The organism is Myxacorys sp. (assembly GCF_059501405.1).
The window spans coordinates 31,787-54,340 of record NZ_JCACCM010000127.1 but is presented as its reverse complement, the minus strand read 5'-3'; the positions used below and the strand labels follow the sequence as shown (position 1 = coordinate 54,340).

Annotated in this window: 25 protein-coding genes; 14 read left to right on the top strand and 11 right to left on the bottom strand. The window is 49.5% G+C overall.

Annotated elements, in window-relative coordinates; all coding sequences use genetic code 11:
* Window positions 1-2 precede the first annotated feature (2 nt).
* Together AC5I6P_RS17540 and cobU are read right to left on the bottom strand one after the other, a co-directional pair.
* Window positions 3-419, bottom strand: coding sequence for a hypothetical protein (locus tag AC5I6P_RS17540; RefSeq protein WP_495695069.1), 417 nt, complete (start codon window positions 417-419; stop codon window positions 3-5).
* A 383-nt stretch (window positions 420-802) separates the two neighbouring features.
* Window positions 803-1,414: a bifunctional adenosylcobinamide kinase/adenosylcobinamide-phosphate guanylyltransferase gene (cobU, locus tag AC5I6P_RS17535; RefSeq protein WP_495695068.1), complete on the bottom strand. Its 612-nt coding sequence runs from the start codon at window positions 1,412-1,414 to the stop codon at window positions 803-805.
* 146 nt (window positions 1,415-1,560) lie between these two features.
* On the opposite strand from cobU, the gene AC5I6P_RS17530 reads away from it, so the two are divergent.
* Both AC5I6P_RS17530 and AC5I6P_RS17525 read left to right on the top strand, forming a co-directional pair.
* On the top strand, window positions 1,561-2,382 hold the full coding sequence (locus AC5I6P_RS17530) for a hypothetical protein (RefSeq protein WP_495695067.1): 822 nt from the start codon (window positions 1,561-1,563) through the stop codon (window positions 2,380-2,382).
* Between the two features lie 62 nt (window positions 2,383-2,444).
* Window positions 2,445-3,395, top strand: a complete 951-nt coding sequence (locus tag AC5I6P_RS17525; protein ID WP_495695066.1) for a glycosyltransferase family 2 protein — start codon at window positions 2,445-2,447, stop codon at window positions 3,393-3,395.
* Window positions 3,396-3,439: 44 nt separating this feature from the next.
* On the opposite strand, the gene AC5I6P_RS17520 is transcribed toward AC5I6P_RS17525, so the two are convergent.
* The gene (locus AC5I6P_RS17520) at window positions 3,440-4,687 is read right to left on the bottom strand and encodes a lipid-A-disaccharide synthase-related protein (RefSeq protein WP_495695065.1); all 1,248 of its coding nucleotides are present in this window, start codon (window positions 4,685-4,687) and stop codon (window positions 3,440-3,442) included.
* 226 nt (window positions 4,688-4,913) lie between these two features.
* Between AC5I6P_RS17520 and AC5I6P_RS17515 the strand changes: the two genes are divergently transcribed.
* The 4 genes from AC5I6P_RS17515 (at window position 4,914) to AC5I6P_RS17500 (ending at window position 8,488) form a co-directional block, all read left to right on the top strand.
* A complete protein-coding gene (locus tag AC5I6P_RS17515; protein ID WP_495695064.1) occupies window positions 4,914-5,942 on the top strand; it encodes a zinc-dependent alcohol dehydrogenase in 1,029 nt (342 codons plus the stop codon).
* 91 nt (window positions 5,943-6,033) lie between these two features.
* Complete coding sequence (locus tag AC5I6P_RS17510) at window positions 6,034-6,573, top strand: hypothetical protein (protein WP_495695063.1); 540 nt, start codon at window positions 6,034-6,036, stop codon at window positions 6,571-6,573.
* 43 nt (window positions 6,574-6,616) lie between these two features.
* Window positions 6,617-7,831: an FtsW/RodA/SpoVE family cell cycle protein gene (locus tag AC5I6P_RS17505; protein WP_495695062.1), complete on the top strand. Its 1,215-nt coding sequence runs from the start codon at window positions 6,617-6,619 to the stop codon at window positions 7,829-7,831.
* A 120-nt stretch (window positions 7,832-7,951) separates the two neighbouring features.
* On the top strand, window positions 7,952-8,488 hold the full coding sequence (locus AC5I6P_RS17500) for an alpha/beta hydrolase (protein WP_495695061.1): 537 nt from the start codon (window positions 7,952-7,954) through the stop codon (window positions 8,486-8,488).
* Between the two features lie 197 nt (window positions 8,489-8,685).
* On the opposite strand, the gene AC5I6P_RS17495 is transcribed toward AC5I6P_RS17500, so the two are convergent.
* The 4 genes from AC5I6P_RS17495 to AC5I6P_RS17480 form a co-directional block, all read right to left on the bottom strand.
* Window positions 8,686-8,901 carry a hypothetical protein gene (locus AC5I6P_RS17495; RefSeq protein WP_495695060.1) on the bottom strand — a complete coding sequence of 72 codons (216 nt, stop codon included), beginning with the start codon at window positions 8,899-8,901 and terminating at the stop codon, window positions 8,686-8,688.
* 160 nt (window positions 8,902-9,061) lie between these two features.
* Window positions 9,062-9,742 (bottom strand): low-complexity tail membrane protein, encoded by a 681-nt coding sequence (locus AC5I6P_RS17490; protein WP_495695059.1) that lies wholly within the window; start codon window positions 9,740-9,742, stop codon window positions 9,062-9,064.
* Window positions 9,723-9,896: a hypothetical protein gene (locus tag AC5I6P_RS17485; protein WP_495695058.1), complete on the bottom strand. Its 174-nt coding sequence runs from the start codon at window positions 9,894-9,896 to the stop codon at window positions 9,723-9,725. Before AC5I6P_RS17485 ends, AC5I6P_RS17490 begins: the two co-directional genes overlap by 20 nt.
* 43 nt (window positions 9,897-9,939) lie before the next feature.
* The gene (locus tag AC5I6P_RS17480) at window positions 9,940-10,164 is read right to left on the bottom strand and encodes a hypothetical protein (RefSeq protein ID WP_495695057.1); all 225 of its coding nucleotides are present in this window, start codon (window positions 10,162-10,164) and stop codon (window positions 9,940-9,942) included.
* A 74-nt stretch (window positions 10,165-10,238) separates the two neighbouring features.
* Here AC5I6P_RS17480 and AC5I6P_RS17475 point away from each other — a divergent pair, with 74 nt between their 5' ends.
* Together AC5I6P_RS17475 and thrC are read left to right on the top strand one after the other, a co-directional pair.
* Entirely contained in the window at window positions 10,239-10,370 is a 132-nt protein-coding gene (locus tag AC5I6P_RS17475; RefSeq protein ID WP_495695056.1) for a hypothetical protein, read from the top strand.
* A gap of 41 nt (window positions 10,371-10,411) precedes the next feature.
* Entirely contained in the window at window positions 10,412-11,536 is a 1,125-nt protein-coding gene (gene thrC, locus AC5I6P_RS17470; RefSeq protein WP_495695055.1) for a threonine synthase, read from the top strand.
* 129 nt (window positions 11,537-11,665) lie between these two features.
* On the opposite strand, the gene AC5I6P_RS17465 is transcribed toward thrC, so the two are convergent.
* Together AC5I6P_RS17465 and AC5I6P_RS17460 are read right to left on the bottom strand one after the other, a co-directional pair.
* Window positions 11,666-12,118, bottom strand: coding sequence for a hypothetical protein (locus tag AC5I6P_RS17465; protein ID WP_495695054.1), 453 nt, complete (start codon window positions 12,116-12,118; stop codon window positions 11,666-11,668).
* A 118-nt stretch (window positions 12,119-12,236) separates the two neighbouring features.
* Complete coding sequence (locus tag AC5I6P_RS17460; RefSeq protein WP_495695053.1) at window positions 12,237-12,575, bottom strand: c-type cytochrome; 339 nt, start codon at window positions 12,573-12,575, stop codon at window positions 12,237-12,239.
* 90 nt (window positions 12,576-12,665) lie between these two features.
* Between AC5I6P_RS17460 and AC5I6P_RS17455 the strand changes: the two genes are divergently transcribed.
* The 5 genes from AC5I6P_RS17455 to AC5I6P_RS17435 all read left to right on the top strand — a co-directional run bounded on the left by AC5I6P_RS17455 (window position 12,666) and on the right by AC5I6P_RS17435 (window position 17,758).
* Entirely contained in the window at window positions 12,666-13,163 is a 498-nt protein-coding gene (locus tag AC5I6P_RS17455; protein WP_495695052.1) for a sterol desaturase family protein, read from the top strand.
* 201 nt (window positions 13,164-13,364) lie between these two features.
* A complete protein-coding gene (locus AC5I6P_RS17450) occupies window positions 13,365-13,682 on the top strand; it encodes a DUF962 domain-containing protein (RefSeq protein WP_495695051.1) in 318 nt (105 codons plus the stop codon).
* Window positions 13,683-13,820: 138 nt separating this feature from the next.
* A complete protein-coding gene (locus tag AC5I6P_RS17445) occupies window positions 13,821-15,221 on the top strand; it encodes an amidohydrolase family protein (protein WP_495695050.1) in 1,401 nt (466 codons plus the stop codon).
* Between the two features lie 180 nt (window positions 15,222-15,401).
* Window positions 15,402-16,685, top strand: coding sequence for an FtsX-like permease family protein (locus AC5I6P_RS17440; protein WP_495695049.1), 1,284 nt, complete (start codon window positions 15,402-15,404; stop codon window positions 16,683-16,685).
* A gap of 314 nt (window positions 16,686-16,999) precedes the next feature.
* Window positions 17,000-17,758, top strand: coding sequence for an ABC transporter ATP-binding protein (locus AC5I6P_RS17435; protein ID WP_495695048.1), 759 nt, complete (start codon window positions 17,000-17,002; stop codon window positions 17,756-17,758).
* A 135-nt stretch (window positions 17,759-17,893) separates the two neighbouring features.
* On the opposite strand, the gene AC5I6P_RS17430 is transcribed toward AC5I6P_RS17435, so the two are convergent.
* Window positions 17,894-18,019, bottom strand: coding sequence for a hypothetical protein (locus tag AC5I6P_RS17430; RefSeq protein ID WP_495695047.1), 126 nt, complete (start codon window positions 18,017-18,019; stop codon window positions 17,894-17,896).
* A 62-nt stretch (window positions 18,020-18,081) separates the two neighbouring features.
* Entirely contained in the window at window positions 18,082-18,489 is a 408-nt protein-coding gene (locus AC5I6P_RS17425) for a hypothetical protein (RefSeq protein WP_495695046.1), read from the bottom strand.
* Between the two features lie 321 nt (window positions 18,490-18,810).
* Between AC5I6P_RS17425 and smc the strand changes: the two genes are divergently transcribed.
* Window positions 18,811-22,509 (top strand): chromosome segregation protein SMC, encoded by a 3,699-nt coding sequence (smc, locus tag AC5I6P_RS17420; protein ID WP_495695045.1) that lies wholly within the window; start codon window positions 18,811-18,813, stop codon window positions 22,507-22,509.
* Window positions 22,510-22,554: the final 45 nt, after the last annotated feature.

Sequence of the window (22,554 nt, the reverse complement as noted above, 5' to 3'; positions counted from 1 at the left end):
CCCTACGAACTGGACTTTAAGCGATCGCGGATCTTGAGCAACAATGCTTGAGTGCTGACCGGATCTCTAGGCTGAGGCGTCTCAGTGTCAGGCCAATTTGGCAGATCAAAACACGGGCAGCTTTCGGGCGGCATTCCAACCGCTCGGATCGGCACAGGCATCGCGCACCGAGAACACGGATTAATCTCCCAGGCAGAACTTAAAAGCTCGCTGAAGGGTTGCTCTGTTCCTTCGATGTAGCAATCGCCCGATTCTGGCGAACGCACAAAATTCCAAATGTCCTCAACCTCTTGGCTGTAGCGATCGCCCGCAATAATTGTTTTGGGCTGAATTGTCTCTTGCCCATTGCGAACCACTACTTTCTTCCCTAACTGCAACCAGTAGGCAAGATACTGTTTAACTTGTTGCTCAGATGCCATAATTTGTTTGAAGATAAACAACTACACCGGGTCGAGTGATTTTGTCTGAAAATTTATGGCAGTCTCGGAACAGCTATTCTCAACAGAATCACTATTTATGCCGCGCTCTTTCACATTTTATAGAACTGCGTAAGCTGTAAATTACATCTCATTATCTTCTATGGTATCGCGCTAGAACCGCTTCCAGTCAGTAATAAAGATTAAAGAAGCTTGTATCAAAACCGTTTTAATTTCTCCATTTAGCTTAATTTCTGTAGCTGCAAGAAAGTAATTAATGGTAGTTTTTCTACTTAAGAATTTACAGGTCTATCTACAGTTCTACAGTCGTTGCTCTATACGCTCTTGTCTAGCGTTTATGACTGTTGAATTTTGACGATTCAAGTTTAAGAAAGCTGTTGATCTAACGGACAACCAAGCTGACTCAGATTCAGAACATGTCCTCCAGTAACCAGGTAAACCGTATCAGCGATCGCACCTACGCAGCGAGTCAAATGCCCCAGGCGATCGCGAAACGTTCTGCCAATTGGGTAAGCGGGTACGACCCCCCACCCTGTTTCTTCTGACACTAGAATCACATTGCTTTTCACGTTTCTTAAATTTTGCAAGAAATTCTTTAGGTTTTGTTGCCAAATTTCATCATCTTGCTCTACTACATTGGCTAACCACGTTCCTAAAGAATCGATCAGCAGACAGTCATTTTCTGTTGCAGATAGAAATACGGATGCGAGTTCAATTTCAACCGACAGCGTTTTCCAGCTTGTCGGTCGGCGTTGTCGATGGAGGTCAAGGCGGGCTTGCCACTCGCGATCGCTCGGATTCTCTTGAGCCGTTGCCACATAGATGACTGATTTTTGAGCAGCAGTTTCTCGTTCTTGCCTCAAGGCAAGCTGTTCTGCCCATTCGCTTTTTCCCGATTTGGTCGGTCCAGTCACCAAGATAATCTGATTGGCATGGCTAGAATCGGCAGAATGGAAGGGATTTTGTTGCTCAAGCATTGTACAATCTGCACCAGAGATTTTCTGAAAATAAAATTAGTCGCTACAATAACCGCTACAGATTGCGCTTGCAATCCTACTCCAACGCAACATATAGTGGTCATCGAGTGGAACTCATGTAAAGCAGCCCCTTTGAGAGGAGACGAATGCCCATGAAACGAGATCTCAGACGAATTGAAGCTACCCTAAACCAGCTTAGCCAGAAATCAGCCGTAGCGACCGTTTCACGCACGCCTCAATCGAGCGATGCATCCGCTCCTCTCGTCTCCTTTGAAGTTCAAGCAAGAGTCTCTAAATCACCTGCCGCTAAGCTACCTGCCACTATACCTGCTGTAACTGAGGAGATGCCCCCACTTCAGGCTGAAGCGTTACCTTCAACGGTAGAGTCAAATTCCTCTTCCTCTGTCGCTCCTATTCATCCCGCGCCCGAGGCCAAAGAGAGTTTGAATCTGCCGAAGTTCAAGATGCCGAGCTTTACAAGCCATCGTAATAGCGCCAATCCTGCCCTCGCCTCAAGTCTATTAAAGGAACTGTTGACTATCACAGAAGGATGGCAAACCGATTTGGCTCAAGTGCTGCGCGACATTCAAGATTTATATGCAGAAGGCCCGATCGTGGACGGTTGGTTAGAGTCTCGTGCCACTGGTTCAGAGTCTAACCCAGCAGTGCTGCGTCATGCTGAACCTGATCGCTTATTGAACTATGTCGAGGAAATTTGCGCGACGCCCCAAGCCAACACCGCTTCTCAAACGCCAAAACCTGGATACTTTCTCTGCGGGCTAAATGCTGATGGTCAAGTGTGGTCAACGCCTTGTCCTCCAGAGCAAGTTCCAAGTGTTGGACTTGCGATCGCGCGTCATCACAAACTTCGCCAATTGCTCTCTCGCAAACAAGAGTTAGAACATCGCCTCAACCATCTGTCTGAAAGCTTGGTTGTGATGCACGGCCACCTCAAGGAAGAGCAGTAATGGGAGTTCGTGGGTACTCTGTCCTGTAGACCACACTAACGGCAGTGTTTCCGGGATCAGCTATGCTTCAACCCAAGCTTCAACCCAAGGTGTCAGCCATTATTTGCACCCATAACCGCGATCGCTATTTAGGGCTCGCGATCGACAGTTTGCTTCAGCAAGATTTCCCAGAGTTTGAAATCATTGTGGTCGATAATGCTTCGACAGATCAGACGCGTGAGGTGGTAGAAACTCGGCAGAGTGATGCTCGCGTGAAGTACGTTTACGAAGCCGTCACCGGATTATCTGTTGCGCGAAATACAGGAGCAAAAGCCGCTCAGAGCGAGATTTTAGCTTATTTGGATGATGATGCGATCGCCAGCCCTATGTGGCTAAGCAGCTTGTACGAGGCGTATAACGCGAATGAGAAGTTAGCGATCGCGGGCGGTAAAGTCACGTTGCTTTGGACAGACGGGATCACCGCTCCAGTTTGGCTTTCAGACGGGCTTGCCGGAAACCTCGGAGCGTATGATTTGGGCGATTCACTGGTTTACATCACTCAACCCGGACTCACACCCAGAGGCTTAAACTATTCGATTCGCAGAGCGTTTTTAGAGCAGATTGGTGGGTTTGACCCTAATCTAGGGCGGGTTGGCAAAAATTTGCTTTCTAATGAAGAACTACACATGACCAATCTAGCGCTCCATTCGGGCTGGCAAGTAGCGTATCTACCAAACGCGCTAGTCGCGCACCATGTTGCTCCCGAACGAGTCAAGCGACGTTGGTTTTTCAGTCGGGGTTGGTGGCAAGGCATCAGCGAATGCTATCGAGAGCAACTTGCTGGAGAGGCGGGAGTCGGTCAGTTTCGTCGCGGTGGTGAACGGCTGATTCGAGGGTTGTATAAATCCTTGAAGTTTGTCACCAGTCCATCTCAACGCTTTGAGAACCTAGTTTACAGCTATGGTCAGATTGGGTATTTAGTGAAAGCGTTTCAGGGCTTGGTCTCTTCTCGGCATTCTGTGAAACGCTCATAAAGCCCCGACCCTATAATCCTAATTTCATAAAATAGAGTCCTGATTTACGACTTCTGCATCTGCTGGATTAGACATTGAGCAATCCGATTGGCGGCTCCAGGTTTGCCCATACGACGATGCCCGTTCTCTGCGATCGCGCTCAGTCGATCAGGATTATTCAGCAGCGATCGTAAAGCCCCTTTAACTTGGTTGGGTTGCTCGACTAAGGTAACAGAAGCTCCCAGTAAACGAGTTTGCGCCTCCGCAAAGGCAGGTGTGAACTGAGGTCCTGCCCCTACGATCGCGATTGCAGGTTTTCCGAGTCCAACAAATTGTTCAGTGGCAGTTCCGGCCATCGCGATCGCAACATCGGCTCTTCCAATGCATTCTGCAAAGCGTCCTGGCATTAGTACCAGCGTTGATTTCTTATCACCGAGTCCAATCGTATAAGTATGGGTATCCGTTTGCTGCCAGCGATACTCTAATAGTTTGTGATGAAGTTCATCGAGATCGAGTTGGGGCGCGATCGCCGCTAGGCAAGCGACCGGGCGCTCTCCTACGATGCCATTGAGGGCTTGTAGAATCAGTTCCCAGTTGGCGAATACTTCGGACGGACGGGAACCGGGAATGAGGGCGAGGGTGAGAGGAGGGACGGAGGAGGAAGGAGGGAGAACAGGGGCACTCCAGTCTGAGTCGTCCGTCTCCAAGCCGTCCATCATGGGATTGCCTAGATCGAAGGCGGGAATGTTAAAGCGTTGGAGCGTGCCGGCAGTAATGCGATCGCGCGGAAAAACAGCCTTGCACTGCGGACGAGACATCAGCCAACGTTCCCAGGGTTGATAGATGCATCCGGTTGATCGTTCGATGCGATCGTCCCACCAGGAGGAGCGGGGCAACCATCCGGTCTCATCTCGCAAATAGTATTCTGATTTGGCGGTTCCAACAAAGGCAAAGGGTGCGCCGCTTGTCCAAGCAAACAGCATCGGCACAATGTCACCCACGGCTAAAATCAGCGCTGATTTGTGTTCTTTTGCCCACGATCGCACCGCTTTAATTTGCTCTAATGTCAGCTTGAGCAATCCACCTTGAAGGTCTCGTGCTAACTGTCGCCCGTCCATGTAAATGAAACCACCTGATGGCATCACTTTGACGGAACCAATTAGCGGAAATCCGGCGTTTTGATAAACGTGGCCTTCGCCTACAATCGGCAGGACTTCGATTTTGGGACAACCGGGATGCTGTTGCAACGCTTGAAGGATGCGGAGGGCGATGATGTCTTCGCCATGACCGTTGCTGAGGCAGAGGAGACGCATGAGAATGGGGGATAGAGGGAGACAGAGGGGCGTGTGTTGAAGCGAGTTAAGAGATGGCAAGAGGACTGAAATGACTACCTTTCTGATGAGCCAGCCTAACCTTGATCGCGCTCTGTCAAGCTTAACTTGAGGAATAACGGATAAAGCCATCTGGCTTTTTATTTCATCCCTCACCCCTGTAACAAAACCTTGTAAGATTTGGGGAAATTGAGTTCAGAGCGTTCTTGTGTTAGCTGCCTTACTATACGGTCAAGAAGATTTACGGCTAGAAATCGTTCCCGATCCGACGCCGCTTGCAGGAGAAGTGGTCATCCAAGTGGGCGCAGCTACGACGTGTGGAACGGATCTCAAAGTGTGGCGGCGCGGCGGTCATGCCAAGATGCTGACGCTTCCCACGCTGTTTGGGCATGAGGCGGCAGGGCAGATTGTTGCGATCGGAGCTGGGGTGACGGGTTGGAAGATAGGCGATCGCGTCGTTGCCAATAATTCTGCACCCTGTATGACCTGCTTTTTCTGCCAGCGCAGAGAGTTCTCCCTGTGTACAGATTTAAGGTTTAACAACGGCACGTTCGCCGAGTATCTGAAGATTCCTGCCGCGATCGTGCAACACAATTTGCTGCCGATTCCCGATGGGCTACCCGATGCGATCGCGGCTATGACCGAACCGTTGGCGTGTGTTCTACATGGCGTCACCCGCTCGAATGTCAAACCCCAAGATCGCGTTATTCTCTTGGGCGATGGTGCGATCGGCTTGATGTTTGTGGCCGCGTTAGCTCAACAACCGGTTGAGGTTTTTGTGTTTGGTGGCAGCGAGGCTCGGTTGCAAATTGCTCAAAAATTTGGAGCCGCGAAGACATTTAACTATCGACAAATCCCTGATATTCCGGCGTTTGTGAGGGATTTAACCGATGGCTGGGGAGCAGATGGTGTGATCGAAGCGACGGGCGTTCCATCGGCTTGGGAAACCGCGATCGCGTGCGCCCGTCCTGGCGCTACAGTCAATCTGTTTGGCGGTTGTCCGCGCGACACGACAATTACGGTCAACACCGAACAACTGCATTACAATGAACTGACTTTAAAGGGAGTGTTTCACAATACGCCAGAGTTTGTGCGATCGGCACTGGCATTTTTGGCGAGCGGAACCGTTCCATTTGAGTTACTAATTAGCGACTATCAACCGCTTCACAACTTAGAGCAAGTCTTTCAGAATATGAAAGCGCGAACGGTGGTGAAGGTTGCAATTGGGGGGAGCTAAGTGCGCCCAAAGCAGAAACGGCTAGTGTGCGTGGAGAATACAGGTGATTTACAGACTCAGATCGATTCTAGGCATAGGATTTTTTTTACTAATGGGAGCCACGTCCGCTAGAGCGCTTCCCGGACAATCGGCTAGCGAGGTGGCTTCTTGGATGCAAGCCAACCCAACCGTGCGTCCGAGCCGAGGAGAGAAGTTTTTAGTTCGGAAAAATGACTCGGCAGCCCAAAGTTTTTCGTTTCAAGCCTCGCTTTTATCGCCGGGCAGAATTACCGCTCTTTCCAAGGGTGGCATTATTCGCAGCGAAGTTCTGACCTTATTTGATGTCCGCAATGGTGTTAGCTTCAGTCGGCTCAAAGAGTCGCTGCGGACAATCTATGGGATGGGGATCTCCCAAGACTACGATCGCGCCACAACCATTTACACCTACCCCAACGATAAAATCGTCCAACAAGACATTAGGCGGGCAAATCCTCAACAGTCTGCCCTGCAAGGTGAACTCCGCCGAGGCGACCGCTACGCTTATTGGCTAGAAGTTGCCCAAACCTCAGAAGGACGTGCGAACTCAGGACGCCTGACGGTGTTTCTGCGAGACGACGTAGAAAAGCTGGTAGCCGAATTGAGACAGCGTTGATCAGGGCGGCCCAAACCCCTATGCAAAGTGGAGCGTATTTGCTGTGAAGTTGCGTCAACTAATTCCCTTTCTTGATACCACTGCCCAAGATTGGGCTTGGGAAGCCCGAATCTTGCGGTGGCTGACCTTTGTGTGGGTATTTGTCGGATTGGCAGTGATGTTCAGCGCATCCTACCCCGACGGAGACGCGAATTATGGAGATGGGCTGTATTTCGTCAAACGGCAACTGATTGCGATCGCCATCGGCATGATTGGCTTCAATATCCTCGTGCATTCCTCGCTTCGATATATTCAAGGCATTGCAGACTGGGTGTACTTCATTTTGCTCGCAGGTATCCTCATCACGCTGCTACCGGGGATCGGCACGTCAGTCAATGGTGGTGCGCGATGGTTTGCGATCGGCCCGTTCCTCATCCAACCTTCTGAACTGATCAAACCCTTCATCATTCTGCAAAGCGCCCGCATCTTTGGGCAGTGGGAACGGCTCACCTGGACAGTCCGCCTCACCTGGATGGGCATCTTCTGCATCATGCTATTTGCCATTCTGCTGCAACCCAACCTCAGCACCACTGCCCTTTGTGGCATGACCCTCTGGTTGATTGCCCTAGCGGCGGGATTACCTTACATCTACCTATGGGGAACCGCAGGCGCAGGAGTGTTACTCGCTACATTGAGTATTAGTCTGCGGGAATACCAGCGGCGGCGAGTGATGTCATTCCTCAATCCGTGGTCTGACCCCACGCAAGATGGCTATCAACTCATTCAAAGTTTGCTGGCGATCGGGTCAGGCAGCATTAGCGGAACCGGATTTGGACTCTCGCAGCAGAAATTATTTTATTTACCGATTCAATACACTGACTTTATCTTCGCCGTTTTTGCAGAAGAGTTTGGCTTGATCGGGAGTGTGTTACTGATGCTGTTGCTGTCGGTCTACGCAACGATGGCGCTGATTGTGGCGCGTAAAGCTAGAAATGCGATTCATCGATTGGTCGCGATCGGTGTAATGGTATTGATGGTGGGTCAGTCATTATTAAATATTGGGGTGGCGACCGGAGCCTTACCAACGACAGGTTTACCGCTCCCCTTCTTTAGCTATGGTGGAAGCTCGATGATCTCGAGCTTGATTTGTGCAGCCTTGTTGATTCGCGTCGCGCGAGAAAGCAGTGAAGCTGAGGTGGTTACGCTCTCTGACCGTCGCCCAAAAACACTAGTCGAGTTAAAATCCCGTCGTCCATCGCGTCCTACTCCTCATTTTTAAGGTGACGGGTGAGTTCTAGAAGGCGCTCAGCCTTTTGGCAATTGACGTGCAGGGTCAGAGGGACGTGAACTTATTTCACAGCGTGATCGTCATTAAGTAGGTGATCTTTAGAACGAAATTATGAATACTTTTTTAGCTCGCTACATCAGTCTCGGATTGGGCGCAACGATGATGCTTGCTAGCGTTCCAGCCCTTGCAGCAGAACGAGTTGTGCTGAAATATAAAATTTTGCGAGAATCGGTTTCTGTTAGCGAACTGACGACCTTTGCTGACACTGGACAAGCTTCTCCTGACTTGCAAACCTATTTCCGGTTGTCGAAGCAAAATCCTGAAGCGGTTCAGCGATCGCTAACCCGACAAGTGAGCGTCAGCCCAGTCTTGCTCGATCGAGTTCTCAACAGTCCGCTTGGAAATGGCGCATTAGATCAGTTGGGACAAGCGATTCAAACGCCGAAAGGCGGAGCAGAACGCCAAGCCCTAAGAGCCGCTCTCGTTTTGTCTGCAAGTGGTGATGGCAAGGTATCGATTTTAGAGATTTTGCAGAAATACCCAACTGAGGAAGTGGTGGTTGATGGCGATCGCGTTGAAGGGGCATATCGTCAGTTGAATCAGCTTGCAGAGCGCTTTAGAAACCCTTTAGGAAACATTTTTAGATAAGTAACACGAACCCAAACAACAGGGTATCTAGATCTTTAATTTCTTCAAGAAATTAAAGATCTTTGCACAATGAGAAATGCAGTAAGGGCGGCTCTTTCAAGCGGTGTCTACCTAGAAGATCACAACGCTGAAGCAGCCGCCCCTATTCAGTTTCAACCAAAATTCTGTAGAACACTAACCAATCGGCTAACTGCAAATTAGTACGCAAGAGTCTCTAAGGTTTCTCTCAGATAGCTGTGTACTAGGGTGTCTAAACTGAGGGCCTGAAACTGTTCATCTCCTGCATGTTCGAGTTGCCAGCGCTTAAAGCCAGAACTCCCTGCGATCGCCCGCTTCAAACTTTCCCAAACTTGAGGATTACCCGCACTAGGGTCAGAATCTCTAAACGATATCGATGTGTGAGGAATTGCCATAGTTCACCTTAAGTAACGACGGAGAGAAAGCAGCACAGACCAAAATAAAACCCTACAATACAAAGCCAAGTTCAACACGGCAATATAGAACTTGACTTTCTAACAAGCATACCGTAGGGAAATTAAACGTCTGTGCCTAGGACGACATTTAGGATTAGGATTACCCTAATGGGTCACTAGACGAAGAAGAATCTATCTGGGGACTGGAAGCGGCTGACATAGGCGGCTTAGAAGCTGCCAGAGATGCATCTGAAATAACGGGAGGCAAAATCTGATTCACTCGCAGACCAATCACCGAAAAATTGGGAGGAATCTGGTCTAGCACAAAGGTAGGAGCCGCTGCAAATTCTGATTCAGACGCTAACATCACCCGCAACACGCTAAGCGGAACCTGTAAAAACAAATTGGCAGCGAAAAAGCCGATCGCGGCTAGCAAAAGTCCGACTCCGCGCAAACTTGGAGAGATGGGCGTCAGATCAGCTGCAATTGGGGCAATGTTATAGATTTGATTCAATAGAATAACCAGTAGTACGGCCCCGCCGCCAATCCAATTTGGACTGCGACGAGTTCTAAACAGGGTGAGAATGCGGCGCTGATCCTCTGTCAGGTTCTCCGGCTTGATCGAAACGGCAAGCAAACTAAAAATATAAAACGGCTTCTGCCACTGCATCCAGGCAATTGGCACGATTCCGAGGACAAGAATGATGCTCAACTCAAACCACGTTGGAAGAGCAGGATCACCTGCTGCAAATCCCAGTAAGCATAAGAGTAAAGACGCGGGAACGGCTGCCACTCCTGCTAGATGAATCCACAGATACGGATCAGACCAGAACGATCGCATAGTCAACGCCTAATGGATAGCCATGATTCAGTATATGACGTTGCGCCATGAGTGCAAGGCGCAACTCTGAAGGAACCGCTGACAGAGCAGCGAACCGACAGACTTCACGAAGCAAATCCTTTTGAAGCTTGGCAGGGCCAATCGCGATCTCCAAATCTAAAGGATCTAAATCTAATACAAGAAGTGGCGCTTGTCCTCTAGCTGTCGCTAATCTCGTCAGAGGTGCGCTGCTGCTTTAGCTCTTGGAGGCGATGCAACAGCGTTTCAGTTTCGGCTTGCAAATTCAAAAATTTGGCTTGCTGATCGGCTTGATATAGCGTCTTCATCTTTTCTAATGATTTCGCTAATGTCAAGGCCGCATTCAGAGGAGGTTCACAAACAGCGCTGTTACTAAATTGCAGATTTGAAGCGTTAGATGCCATAGGACTTAGTAATTTGTACTTACTCACACCAGTAAACTATCTTAACCTAAACTTTACGCGGGGGAGTACTTTTAATGCATAGTCCAAGTGACGCGGGGTTGGGGTGGTTGTTCCAGGGATTAGCCTTGCTCATTAATGAACATTTACGCGTGCTGACTGGGGGTTGTTCCGTCAGTTCCGCTAATCAAACGCAGCGATCGCAGTAAACTAGAATCTACCCTTGTTGCACTGTAAGAAGTAGACTCCTGTGACCTTAAGCGCGTCTGTATCTCAATCCCCTTCGGAAGCTCTGCCCTCTGACGCCTTGCCGAGAGTGGCAAATTGGCGCGGTTTGATTCACACCTATCGGCGCTATCTGCCTGTGACAGACAGTACGCCAATCGTTACGTTGCACGAAGGAAATACGCCGTTAATTCCTGCCCCTGCGATCGCGGCAGAGATTGGGCGGGGTGTTCAAGTGTTTGTGAAATACGATGGTCTCAACCCGACCGGAAGCTTCAAAGATCGGGGCATGACCATGGCACTGACTAAGGCGAAAGAAGCAGGCGCGAAAGCCGTCATCTGTGCCAGTACCGGAAATACATCGGCGGCGGCAGCAGCCTATGCGCGACGAGGCGGAATGCGGGCATATGTGCTCATTCCTGACGGGTATGTAGCACTGGGTAAGCTGGCGCAGGCGTTACTGTACGGAGCAGAAGTACTCTCAATCAAGGGCAACTTCGATCGCGCTCTAGAAATTGTTCGGGAAGTCTCTGAGAACTACCCAGTGACGCTAGTGAATTCGGTAAATCCCTATCGACTAGAAGGGCAAAAAACAGCCGCGTTTGAAGTGGTCGATGTGTTGGGTGACGCTCCTGATTGGCTTTGCATTCCGGTTGGAAATGCTGGCAATATCAGCGCGTACTGGATGGGCTTTTGTGAGTACCACCAGGAAGGACGCTGTTCTCACTTACCCAAGATGATGGGATTTCAAGCGGCGGGTGCGGCTCCCTTGGTGGGTGGCCAGGTGGTAACACATCCCGATACTTTGGCAACGGCAATTCGGATTGGCAATCCGGCCAACTGGCAGCGGGCGATCGCGGTTCAAGAAGCGAGTCAGGGTGAATTTAACGCTGTGACCGATGATGAGATTATGGCGGCGTATCGGCTGTTGGCGTCTGGAGAAGGCATCTTCTGTGAGCCTGCAAGTGCGGTGTCTGTGGCGGGACTGTTGAAGCACAAAGAAAAAGTTCCGGCAGGGGCAAAGGTGGTTTGCGTGCTGACCGGGAATGGGCTGAAAGATCCAGATTCAGCCATTAAGTTCAGCGAAAACAACTTTAAGCAGAACGTTGAACCGCAGCTAGATGTCGTCGCGCACACGATGGGATTTTAGAAGGTTGCGGTTGACATGGACGATTCATAGGGCAATTCACCCAGAAGGGCGATCGTGCTTGTTCGATAGAGCGATGCGGCAGCTCAGCACTTGAGTCTATTTGTCCTGGATGGTCATTGTCGCGAATGATTAATCTTGCGATTTTAATTTTGTTAGCATATCCACTGCGTCACCCAACGCCATAGAGAGATTCTGACGAGTCTGGATGTGTTGGGCTTTTTCCGTCTCAAGCTCTTGCGCCAAGCGATCTCGCTCTGACCACACTTGAATCAACTGTGCTTTCAGTTCAGCTATTGTGTTCATCTGCTCGACCCTCTGTTCGATCTCAGATGAAACAATCGCCGCATCTGAGATTGGTTGGTGCAGATCTTGCTGTGCCGATTCTTGGGATGAAGCGAATTGCAGTTGGTCTAGCGTTTGCTGCATCGACTCTACTTCTTGGCGGCGTTGTTGTGCTTCAATCTCGTAGCGTTTTCGCCAGTTGTCAGCACTCGCATTAGCGGCCTCTTGCGACTGCTGCGCCGCTTGCAGTTGCCGCTTGAGATCTTGGATTTCGTTCAGCCACTGAACAACGTCTGACATCGCCTATCCTCCCTGTGATCCTTAGCTGATTAAGATACACCAAGTTAGCAAGGTAAGCGGCAATTGACTGCTGGAGTTAATTCTGTTGATCTAATGTTTTTGATTTAATATTTTTGAGCTAATGTTTCCGCCAATTCTGTCGAGCTTGGTCCAGCACGTAAGCAGAGACGATCTGAATTTCTTCGGAGGTTAACCGATCCCGATAAGCGGACATGTTGCCTTTGCCGTTGGTCACAATTTCAGCGATCGCGGCTTCTGTGCCATACCCATTCTTCTCCAACGCCTTCAGCTTCAACGTCTTCCCCCGCCTGATAATGTTTCCTCCATTGATGTGACATCCAACGCAGTGAGTCTCAAAGAGCGTTGCTCCCTGATCTGTCTCTGCCCTAACGGGTAGGACAACCATTGCCCATCCAACCAAGGCACCCAAAACCGCGATCGCAATTCGTTTCAGCACAGATCTACCTATTAACCCCTGCCTCAATCCTCGCACACACGTCTAATTCAAGGCACAATAACAAATGACGTGAGGAAAAAAGGAGTCTCTGTGCTGGTCAGAATTGGCGTCACGGTTTTGTGCTTTGCGATCGCGTTTGTCTTAGCCAGTCTCGTAGAGTATTGGATGCATCGCCTCATGCACGTGTCTGAAAAAATTGGAGAACGTCACCGCGATCACCATCGCCGTAATGAAGGACAGGGCGTGGTTTGGGAGTTTTTTGACTACCTTAAGGGCACGATCGTGATTATGTGTCTCCTGTTCTTTTACTCGCCGGAAGCTGGAATCGGTTGGTTCCTTGGCGGGTTTGTCTATGCGGCGTTCTCATCCTACGCCCATCAGCTACAGCACGAAAATCCAACCAAATGCTTCTGGATGAAAATGCCCGTTCATTATGTCCATCACAAATACGGCATGTGGCATCACAACTTTGGTCTCGCCGTCGATTGGTGGGATCACGCGTTTGGGACGTATAAGGCGGTTGATTGGCTAAGCGAGAAAGAATTGAGTCAGCCAGAGCGCGGTTATCTCGAATTGCGCTGGCGTTAGGGCAAATAGTGCATATGTGGAAAAGGTGGGGGTTAACCTCACCTTTTTTTATCTGAGTATAAATTACGAAAGATTACAATCGCTAACAATTTTGTGACCAGAAATTGCGAACTACAAATCTTAGATTAAATTTTTCGATCACTCTCTAGGGGCAAAATTTCGTCGTGCTATGGTTCCAACAACTGATATGGAGATAGGGACATGACTTACTTCCAAGAAGCGAAAGCCCATTTCATTGCTTCCCATCAGAATCCCATTAATCAAGCGCTCCATCATCTGACGAATCTGCTGGCGATCGCTGCCGTTGTCTACTTGTTTATCGATTGGCAAATCACGCTGCTGTGCCTGGTACTGACGCAAGTGTTTGCTCTCGGTGGACATGCTGTGTTCGAGAAAAACGAGCCTGCCTTTGTGAAATATCCCGGCATCACTATTCTCGCGTCCTTGCAATGGTCGTTTGAGAATTGGTTTGGTGTGCGCCAACTCTGGCAACGCTCCAAATCTAGAGTCAGAGCTTAAAGTCTTTGCCCTCATCCCCTAGCCCCTTCTCCCACGGGAGAAGGGGAATTGGATCTCTTACTCCCCTCTCCCACGGAAGAGGGGCAGGGGGTGAGAGCGTACCCTCTATTGCTACACACAAGCCTTCACGGAGTCCCTATGTATCAAGGTTTACTAGTTGTTGATGCTGACGCCCACAAGTTAGAAAATCCATTGATTATTCGCGACTACATTCCAGAGGAGTATCGCGATCGCGTGGGCTTAATTGTTGACAACCTCGGCGATCAGCGCATGCGAGTGATTGATTTCAATCCCCAAACTGGACAGAACGATCTCGTTCGGCTCTTTCCGCAACCCCAAGGATTGGGTAAGGGTGGGTTTCGGAATTTGCACCCCGAAACGACACTTGGAGCAATGTTTAACGATGTCCGTGTCGCTCACATGGATCAAGAAGGTGTTGATGTTCAGGTGATTTACGGGACGTGGAATCTCAGTTTTTCTAGCTACCTTGATAAGGATTTAGCGATCGCACTTTGTCGCGCCTACAACAACTACATGGCAGATGACTGTCGCAGCCATAGCGATCGCCTCAAGCCGATCGGAGTACTGCCGCTGCAAGATGTAGACGAAGCGGTAAAAGAAATGTATCGCTGCGTGAACGAACTTGGCATGATCGGCATCTCGGTCGCTCCGAATATTGCCGTTCCTCATCCCAAAGCGCCCGATGCTTTCCCTGAAATTCGCACCTGCAAAACGCTGAGCCATCCTGACTTTGAGCCAATTTTGCGGGCAGCCGTAGATCTCGATATTGCGATCGGGCTACATGGCGGACCCGGTTCTTACATGGTGGGTGGGCTGTCTGATCATACCGAAACCTTTGTTCTGAGCCATATTTTTGTGCAGCGCAACCAGCAGCAGCTTGCCCTAGCGCGGATGGTGTTTGATGGCGTATTCGAGCGCTTCCCGACGCTCAGAGTTGGCTTCCTGGAAGGAGGCTGCGGTTGGATTCCCGATCTGGCTCATTCGTTCCACGAGCATTGGGAGAAGCGAATTCGCGATTTTGATCCCAAGCATCCTTACCGTCCGTCATTGGTTGATTTCACAAAACTGATGATTCAAGAACGCGGTATCCACAACAGCAGCAACATCATGTCTCAGGCGAAAAACCTGTTTGATCTGATGTGGACAAAGCAACACGATCCCAGCAAGATTGACGACGCCAGCTTATACGAACACGCTGATCTGCGTCACCGCGATCCGATGGAGTATTTCGCACGCGGACAAATCTTCGCGTCGTTTGAATCCGATGATCCCGCTCCTGCCTATCTTCACACTGGGATGGGCGAAATGGGCAAACACATCGCCTGTTTCTCAGGAGACTATGGGCATTGGGACGGCGTCCTTCGCAATTGCGTTTCCTCTGTTGCCGAAGTGACCGACTACGATCGCGACCATCTCGCCCTGCTGTTTGCGGGAAATGCCTTGGCGCTATATGGCGATCGCTTAAAAAACACTCTGCCCCAAACCACAAGTAGTGATTTGGTTGGGGCCAGACGCTAGTAGTTCGTCAAGCGAAGAATGAGGGGTAAAGTGAATCCGTGTTCTCTTTTGATCCCTCCTTCGTTTGGCATTGAACCCCATCAAGAGAACCGTTTCGGGAACGGGTCGTTCTGATTCTCAGTCAGTCACCTAGACTAGATTTAACGATCCGCATCCACCCATAGTTCTAGTTCTCCCTCTATGCCCTCGATCGCTCGAAAAAATCTCTTTGAAGACATTCCTCGGTTTCTCGTCGCCCAAGCGGGCATTATGTTTGCTGTCAGCCTCGTTACGATCCAAATTGGCATCCTCAAAGGCTTTACTCGCTCCACCGCTCGCCTGATTGATCAATCCAATGTCGATCTGTGGGTGGCCGCAAAAGACATGGTGCATTTGGAGTTAAGTTCTGCGATCGTAGCTGAACGAGTGGTGCAAGCCCAAAAAGTTGAAGGCGTCGATCGCGCCGAAGCTTTGATGATTCGTTCCAGCATTTGGCGCGACCAGTCAGGAAATATCACCCCAATCAGAATTTTTGGATTTGATCCTAGTACCCGCATGTTTGCGGGCTTTGAGATTCCAAAAGGTAAACTTGACTCGCTCAAACAGCCTTACACCGTCATGGTCGATCAAGGCAGCTTGAAATTTTTGAGCCTAGATCAAGTCAGCGATCCTCCAGAGACTTCTCCAGCCAATCGCGGCAGCATTGGAGCGTTTGGGGCACTGCCCGCTCAGATTGTTGGACTTTCCAAAGATACTCAATCGATCGCCTCTAGTGTCTTTATCTTCACATCGCTAGAGAACGCAAACGCTTACGGTACGGCAGGTTTAAACAGTTCAATCAACTGCATTCGACAATCGTCTGGTGAGTTGTCTTGTGTCAATAATTTTGAAAATCAGTCTCTGAACGCCGCTCCGGTAGACGCTCCTCCCCCCCGTCGCCTGACGATCGCTGATCCAATCTCCTTTGTCATGATTCGCGCCAAGGCTGGGCAAGACTTGGGGCAACTGAAGCAGCGTCTCGAATCTACCTTGCCCGGAACGCATGTCTACACTCAAGCCCAAATGTCAACCATTACCCGTAACTATTGGGAACAGCGCACTGGTGTTGGCTTTGTACTTGGACTCGGGGCAACGGTCGGCTTCATTGTCGGTATGGTGATCGTTGGACAAATTCTCTACTCGTCTGTTGCCGATCACCTGCGCGAATTTGGAACTCTCAAAGCAATGGGTGCGTCAAACTGGGTAATATACAGCGTGATTTTGGAACAAGCGCTATGGATGGCAGTCCTGGGTTACATCCCTAGTATTGCTTTGTGTTTGGGGCTGGGTGCATGGACACAAGCGGCTAAAGGCATCATGATTTTGATTACTCCAGCGACGGCAGGCGGCATTTTGGTACTTACGGTGGTGATGTGTGTTGGTTCAGCCCTCTTTGCGGTTCAGAAAGTGATGCGGGTTGATCCAGCGATCGTCTTTAAGGCGTAGTAGAATCTCTAACCAATAATACGGCGATCTTCTGACAAACGATAAAACCGCGACAGAGCAAAGGTTCGGGCGCTGATGTGTCACACCTATCCTCCCTCCGCCAAATTTTATCCTTTAAAATAAGAGTTGAGGTTCTACGCCGTTTTCAGCAGAAGCCCGATTGCTCTAGGTAAACTACTTCTATAAGGAGGTTTTAATCTGAACTCCATCTGGATTCCAGATTTTCGATTAGAAGTAATCTTTAGCAACATCTGTTTGAACTGCTCCCCACACCATCGCTGTCTAAGTTTTGTCCGCCCTTTTTATTTAAACGAATGACTGCTACCTCGATCGAATTAATACACGGTTCTAGGAGTCACACTAGTACTGTTCGTTCTACATACATTGACCGGGCAGAGACAAACGCGATCGCTGCTTGTGGGATCGAGATGGTGTACCACACGGGTGCAGAAAACTATCAAGCCTTAAAACAAGTCGATCTAGAAGTTAAGTTTGGCGATATTCAGCTTTTGATGGGTCCGTCGGGGTCTGGGAAGACGACGTTCTTGTCAATCTTGGCAGGAATTTTGACGCCTAGCGGTGGCAGTGTACGCCTTTTGGGTCAAGAAATCACGAAACTATCTAGCAGCAAACTGGCGCAGTTTCGCCTAGAAAATATCGGTTTCATCTTTCAAGGATTTAATCTGTTTCCAGCGCTGACAGCGCTCGAAAACGTTGAAGTGGCTCTGAAACTAAAAGGGATTCGTAAGACGGCCGCTCATCAGCAAGCTCAAGAGTTACTAGAACAAGTTGGACTGAGTGATAAGGGGAAGCGCTTGCCGCAAGACTTGTCAGGCGGACAAAAGCAGCGGGTAGCGATCGCGCGTGCTTTGGCTGGAAATCCACAACTGATCATGGCAGACGAGCCAACGGCCGCTCTCGACTCTCAAAATGGTCATGCGGTGATCGAACTGCTGCGCAACCTTGCCAAGGAAAAAGGTCGCACCGTTCTGATTGTGACTCACGATCCGCGCATCATTGATGTTGCTGACCACGTGGCTTATCTTGAAGACGGAATTATGCGTGACTCATAATCGATAGATTACTAGTCGATAGACTGCCAGATCCTAGACTCAAGAGAAACAGTAGAAGAGTAATTTCTCTTGCCTGATGATGCCACTGCAATAGGTTTCTTGCACGTTTGTAAGAAGTTTACTGCAGTGGCATCATCATTTATCTAGCTCAATGAGCCTGAAGGTTTGCCATAACCGCTGCATCAGCCAGCACAAGATGATGAATTTGAGTTGCGACGGAAACTCAATCGCTAAATTGCACCACTCGTAACGAGATTCCATTGGAGCCTGTTAACGTTCCCTCCATAACTTTGAGAATAGAGAGAAAGACTAGAGGTAACGGCTCAAATAAAACGCTCCGCTTCGGGGTCAAAGACGACGGCTTTTGGAAGCTCTTTCATCGCTTTGAGAACCAACACATAATCATCGAAATACTCTAAGTCGGGATCGGCATCACAACTGATATCAAACCGGAATCCATAAGTCGCTAACGTGGATTGATCAGCGCGATCGCTGCCAAATAATTCCACAATGCCTTGAGTTTCTTCTAAAACGGTGGGAGAGGAATCTGCCCAGACGTATAGCGACCAATCATTAATAAACAGCGTCAGTTGAGATTCCTCTCGAAATACTTCGATTGCGCCACTCCGTCCTGCTGGCGTTGAACTGAGCGCCGATCGCAGTTTCGCCTCAACTTGCTGAAGCGACACCGAAGTGTCGGTAGGGAGTAACACCATTGCTGTGTATGACATCTAGAACGTTCTCACTCAACAATAAAGCCGATTTCCGAAAAAACTCGTGACAAGGAATTCTCTAGTCTTAATTCTTTAGTCTTCTTAATTCTTTAGTCTATAGAGGAAAGGGTTGCGAAAAATGCGTTTCCCTGTAGAATTGCACAAACTTATCAAACAAATCCTAGAGGCAGGTGCTTTGCTGGCAGCAAAGAATTTCAATTCGTGTAGATCATCCGTTCTAAGTATGTTATCAATGATAGAAATCACCCAATTTTCGTTCATAGCATCGGTTCGAGGCTACACTAAACACTGATTTTTACCGTTCTCTAACTATTGCCTGTGTACGTCAAGCGCGTTGAACTAACTAACTTTAAATCGTTTGGGGGCACGACGCCAATTCCGTTGCTGCCAGGATTTACTGTGATTTCAGGTCCAAACGGATCTGGAAAGTCGAATTTGTTAGATGCGCTACTGTTCTGTTTGGGTTTAGCAGGCTCGAAAGGAATGCGGGCGGAGCGGTTGCCTGACTTGGTGAATCAAACGCAGAGCAGCAAAGGCCGATCAACTGTGGAAGCGATCGTCACGGCGACGTTTGATCTGTCAGATGAATTGGATGTTCTCAATGCGTTAATCAACCCGAATGAAGAGAACGCGGATGTTTCACTGAATCATTCTAATGGTCATCTTACCAACGGCAATGGACACGCTTCAAAAGATCATGAGTTAAATGGGCACACCGATAAGAATGGCAATGGAAACGGCATCATTAACGCAGAGTGGAGCGTGACGCGCAAGCTCCGAGTCACACAACAAGGAACTTACACTTCAAATTATTTTATCAATGGTGAACCGTGCACGTTAACTGAGCTACACGATCAGTTAAATCGCTTGCGTATTTACCCTGAGGGTTACAATGTTGTGCTTCAGGGAGACGTAACCCGGATTATCTCGATGAATGGACGAGAACGGCGGGAAATTATTGATGAATTAGCAGGCGTAGCATCGTTCGATCGCAAGATTAATCAAGCTAAAGATAAACTCAACGCGGTTAAAGAACAAGAAGATAAATTTCGCATCGTTGAAACTGAATTGATTGCTCAGCGCGATCGCTTAGCGCAAGACCGGATCAAAGCCGAGAAATATAAGAAACTCCGGGCGGACGTGCAGGCAAAAGAACTGTGGGAAGTCGTCATTCGCTTCCAAGATGCAGAAAAGAACGTTAGAAAGGTACAGGAGCAAATTGAGTCTGATGACAAGCAAACGATCAGTCTTACAGAACAATTAACCGTCTTACAAACAGAGATTGAGAAAACATCTGTTGAATTAGAAAAACTCAACGTGATTGTGCGATCGCTGGGCGAAGAAGAACAGATTGCCATTCAGTCAACCTTAGCCACTCGTGAAGCAGAACTGAGGCAACTCCAGCGTCAAGCAGAAGATTTAACGGCGGCAAGAGCCGAATTAGCCAAAGGGTTAGCGCGATCGCAGCAAGACCTCAGTGAGCATCTGCAAATGCTAGAGTCCCTGACTCTAGAGCAACAGAGCGTTGGTTCGAGAGAACTTGCGATCGCCACTCACCACCGCGACACCGCTCGCCAAAATTTAGAACAAAAACGCGAGGAAGCGAGTCATTCTGCGGCGAGTGCAGAAGCGTGGGTACAAGAACAAACGCAACTCCATCACCAAATTGAAACCTTAACGAAAACGCTTGAACCTCAGCGTACCGAACAAGCGCGGTTGCGCGAGAAAACCGAGCAACTCGAACGCCAAGTCCAAGAGCAAGCCAACATGCTACAACAGGCGGAACAGCAGCTTGCTCAGAAACAAACAGAATCTGCCGATCTCACTGCTCAATTAGAGGTGCAGACCCATCAAGTTCAATTCTCTGCCCAAGCCGTTTCGGAAGCCGAAGGTGAATTAAAGCTTCAACAAGAAACTCAAACGCGATTGTTAAATGAACAACGAGAAAAACAACGCAAGTTAGATAGATTAGAAGCGCAGGCGCAAGCCACTCAAGAAGCGCAAGGCACACAGGCATCTCAAGTCATTTTGCAGATGGGATTGTCGGGCGTGTGTGGGCTAGTGGCACAATTAGGACAGGTTGAACCGCGCTATCAGCTTGCGGTCGAGACGGCAGCAGGCGGACGATTGGCAAGCATCGTCGTGGAGGATGACGCGATCGCAGCGGCGGCGATCGAAATTCTCAAACAAAAACGCGCTGGACGCGCCACGTTCTTACCGATCAACAAAATTAGAGCGCCTCATATTCCGAACCTTTCGACTCAGCGACCAATGCGCGGCTGTGTCGATTACGCCGTCAATCTGATCGATTTTGAAGACAAGTATTACAACATTTTTGCTTACGTCTTTGGCACAACGCTGATTTTTGAAACGCTAGAGGATGCCCGTCGTCATCTCGGACAGCACCGCATTGTCACCCTGACCGGAGAATTGCTAGAAGCCAGTGGCGCGATGACCGGAGGCAGTACGGGACATCGATCGTCGCTGAAGTTTGGCAACGCTACTGCCGCTGAGTCACCCGAAATTGTTTCGCTGCGATCGCGCCTCAACGAAATTGATCGCATTCTGGCGCATTGTGACAGCGCGATCGCCAAAGCCAGCGATCGCCAAAAAGAGCGAACTGGAGCGCTCATCGAAGCACGGCAACAACTCCGAGAACTCCAGATTAAGGCGGAGCAAACCCAAAAAGAGGTCAAGCAACTCGAAAAGCAGCGCGATCTCCTCGCGCCACAGCTTAAAGCCAATCGAGAAGCTCTGGCGACGGCTCAGCATCGATTGCAAGCGCTAGATACTGGAGTGCCGATTCAAGAACGGCAGCTCGACGAGATTCGTCAGGCTTTAGCAACATTAGAGCAGTCTCAAACGCACAGCGAATGGCAACACATTCAAGCTGGGTTGCGATCGCTAGAAGCCGACCTGAATGAGAAAGAACTGGCGCTCCGGGGAATTGAACAACGCATCCAAACCCTCGAAACTCAGCGTCAGCGACTGCAAGAGAAGATCGAACAGGGACAAATTCGGATTGGGGAGCAGCGATCGCAGCAAACCATCCAACTTCAGCAGCAAACCGAAAATTCCAATCTGCAAGTCACCGTTCGGCAACAGGTTGCCGAATTGAGTGCCGCGATGTCCGCGCTGGATCAAAAACTAGGCGAAGAACGGCGCAAGCGAGATGCGATCGATCGTCAACTCCGAGATCAGCAAACCAACCAGCAGCAACTGACCTGGCAACGCGATAAAGTCCATGAAACGAGCCAAGCCCGCCGCGCTGAACTGATCGAACTGCAAGCACAATTAGAAACCCAGCGTGCCGATTTGCCCGATCCCTTACCTGAAATTCCAGCCGACGCCGATCGCAACTTAGGACAACTCCAGCACGAGATTCGCTCGATGCAGAAACGGCTCCAAGCAATGGAACCCGTGAACATGCTGGCGCTGGAAGAGTACGATCGCACCCAAGCCCGCCTCGAAGAACTGACTGAAAAATTAAGAACCCTAGAAGACGAGCGCACCGAACTGTTGCTCAGAATCGAAACGTTCACAACCTTGCGTCGCCGCGCCTTTATGGAAGCTTACGAAGCCGTAGACATCAACTTCCAGGCGATTTTTGCGACCCTTTCTGAGGGCGACGGACGGCTGCAACTCGAAGATCCTGAAGATCCCTTCAATGGTGGACTCAACCTGATTGCTCACCCAAAAGGCAAACCTGTTCAGCGACTTGCTTCGATGTCGGGAGGCGAAAAATCCCTGACGGCGCTCAGTTTTATCTTTGCTTTGCAGCGCTATCGACCCTCCCCCTTCTATGCCTTTGACGAAGTAGACATGTTCCTAGACGGCGCAAACGTGGAGCGATTGTCTAGAATGATCAAACAGCAGGCACAGCAAGCGCAGTTTATTGTGGTGAGTCTGCGTCGTCCGATGATTGAATCGGCGCAACGAACAATCGGGGTCACTCAAGCGCGGGGAGCCTACACCCAAGTTTTGGGGATCAAACTGCCGCAAAGTGCCCCTGTTTAGAGCATCGCTTAAACCATTTCTACCGAATCTTTCCGGTAGGGATTC

Excerpts from the sequence above, each read along its gene's own strand:
- AC5I6P_RS17525 (WP_495695066.1), top strand. The coding sequence starts at position 2,445 with ATGCTTCAACCCAAGCTTCAACCCAAGGTGTCAGCCATTATTTGCACC.
- AC5I6P_RS17490 (WP_495695059.1), bottom strand. The coding sequence starts at position 9,742 with ATGCGATCGTTCTGGTCTGATCCGTATCTGTGGATTCATCTAGCAGGA.
- AC5I6P_RS17465 (WP_495695054.1), bottom strand. The coding sequence starts at position 12,118 with ATGTCAGACGTTGTTCAGTGGCTGAACGAAATCCAAGATCTCAAGCGG.
- AC5I6P_RS17495 (WP_495695060.1), bottom strand. The coding sequence starts at position 8,901 with ATGGCAATTCCTCACACATCGATATCGTTTAGAGATTCTGACCCTAGT.
- AC5I6P_RS17425 (WP_495695046.1), bottom strand. The coding sequence starts at position 18,489 with ATGTCATACACAGCAATGGTGTTACTCCCTACCGACACTTCGGTGTCG.
- AC5I6P_RS17440 (WP_495695049.1), top strand. The coding sequence starts at position 15,402 with ATGCCCTCGATCGCTCGAAAAAATCTCTTTGAAGACATTCCTCGGTTT.
- cobU (WP_495695068.1), bottom strand. The coding sequence starts at position 1,414 with ATGCTTGAGCAACAAAATCCCTTCCATTCTGCCGATTCTAGCCATGCC.
- AC5I6P_RS17475 (WP_495695056.1), top strand. The coding sequence starts at position 10,239 with ATGCATAGTCCAAGTGACGCGGGGTTGGGGTGGTTGTTCCAGGGATTA.
- AC5I6P_RS17540 (WP_495695069.1), bottom strand. The coding sequence starts at position 419 with ATGGCATCTGAGCAACAAGTTAAACAGTATCTTGCCTACTGGTTGCAG.
- AC5I6P_RS17500 (WP_495695061.1), top strand. The coding sequence starts at position 7,952 with ATGAATACTTTTTTAGCTCGCTACATCAGTCTCGGATTGGGCGCAACG.
- AC5I6P_RS17445 (WP_495695050.1), top strand. The coding sequence starts at position 13,821 with ATGTATCAAGGTTTACTAGTTGTTGATGCTGACGCCCACAAGTTAGAA.
- AC5I6P_RS17430 (WP_495695047.1), bottom strand. The coding sequence starts at position 18,019 with ATGGAATCTCGTTACGAGTGGTGCAATTTAGCGATTGAGTTTCCGTCG.
- AC5I6P_RS17530 (WP_495695067.1), top strand. The coding sequence starts at position 1,561 with ATGCCCATGAAACGAGATCTCAGACGAATTGAAGCTACCCTAAACCAG.
- AC5I6P_RS17520 (WP_495695065.1), bottom strand. The coding sequence starts at position 4,687 with ATGCGTCTCCTCTGCCTCAGCAACGGTCATGGCGAAGACATCATCGCC.
- AC5I6P_RS17480 (WP_495695057.1), bottom strand. The coding sequence starts at position 10,164 with ATGGCATCTAACGCTTCAAATCTGCAATTTAGTAACAGCGCTGTTTGT.
- AC5I6P_RS17435 (WP_495695048.1), top strand. The coding sequence starts at position 17,000 with ATGACTGCTACCTCGATCGAATTAATACACGGTTCTAGGAGTCACACT.
- AC5I6P_RS17510 (WP_495695063.1), top strand. The coding sequence starts at position 6,034 with ATGGGAGCCACGTCCGCTAGAGCGCTTCCCGGACAATCGGCTAGCGAG.
- AC5I6P_RS17450 (WP_495695051.1), top strand. The coding sequence starts at position 13,365 with ATGACTTACTTCCAAGAAGCGAAAGCCCATTTCATTGCTTCCCATCAG.